This window comes from Microbacterium sp. (assembly GCF_032084865.1).
Taxonomy (GTDB): Bacteria; Actinomycetota; Actinomycetes; order Actinomycetales; family Microbacteriaceae; genus Microbacterium.
Window position 1 is genome coordinate 1 of the sequence record NZ_DAMDLU010000052.1, and the last position, 937, is coordinate 937.

General features: G+C 70.7%; 2 protein-coding genes. Both read left to right on the forward strand.

Annotated elements, in window-relative coordinates; genetic code table 11:
- Nucleotides 1-440 (forward strand): hypothetical protein (locus tag RT309_RS07200; RefSeq protein WP_313356182.1); only part of this gene is annotated, 440 nt, incomplete at its 5' end.
- 1 nt (nt 441) lies between these two features.
- Nucleotides 442-937, forward strand: a 496-nt coding sequence (locus tag RT309_RS07205; RefSeq protein ID WP_396654428.1) for an MFS transporter, incomplete at its 3' end; no start/stop codon positions are given.

The window sequence follows — 937 nt, forward strand, 5'->3', positions numbered from 1 at the left end:
TGCTGCCGCCGTCGCCCACCGATCCGGATGCCGCCGCTCCGCCCGACGCGTCCACGCCGGGCCACGGTCTGCCCCCGCTTCAGAACAGCGACCCGCTGATGCCGGCGCCGCTGCCGCCGTCCGGCGCGCGTGACGGCGCGCTGGTCGCAGGCTACCCGGCGAGCATCGCCGGGCCACTGCCGGGTTCCGCCATCGTCACCAGCGCGCTCAGCACCGAGGGGTCGGTGATGCAGCTGACACTCGTCGCCGTCTCGTCGGCGTCCGTCGACGAATTGCGGGCGCACTACCGCCGGCTGTGGACGTCGCTGGGCATGACCGATCAGCTCTCCGACGACGGCACCGTGACATCCGCCGGCGCACACGAGTCGCTCACGCTCAGCGTCGCCGACTCGGGAACCGGCAACCGGTACACGATCTACGGCGTGTTCCGGACGGAGTGACGTGTACATCTCGTTCTCCAGCAAGCCCGCGCGGGACGCCGGTTCCGCATCCGACGGCGCGACGTCGCGCAGGGGCAGGAAGACGGTCTCCTCGACCGTGGTCACCCTGGGTGTCGTGTCGCTGCTCACCGACGTCTCGTCGGAGTCGATCACTGCGGTGCTGCCGCTGTACGTGACCGGGTACCTGGGCATGTCGACGATCGCGTTCGGCTTCATCGACGGGCTCTACCAGGGCGTCAGCGCACTCGTGCGCATCGCCGGCGGGTACACCTCCGACCGCCTGGATCGGCCGAAATGGGTGGCGTTCGCCGGGTACGGCATGGCGGCGCTGGCGCGTGTGGGGCTGCTGTTCGCGACGGGGTTCGGCGCACTGATCGCCGTGATCTCAGCGGATCGCATCGGCAAGGGCATCCGCACCGCTCCCCGCGACGCGCTGATCACCGTCTCGTCTCGACCCGGGAATCTGGGGGCGGCGTTCGGCACGCACCGGATGCTCG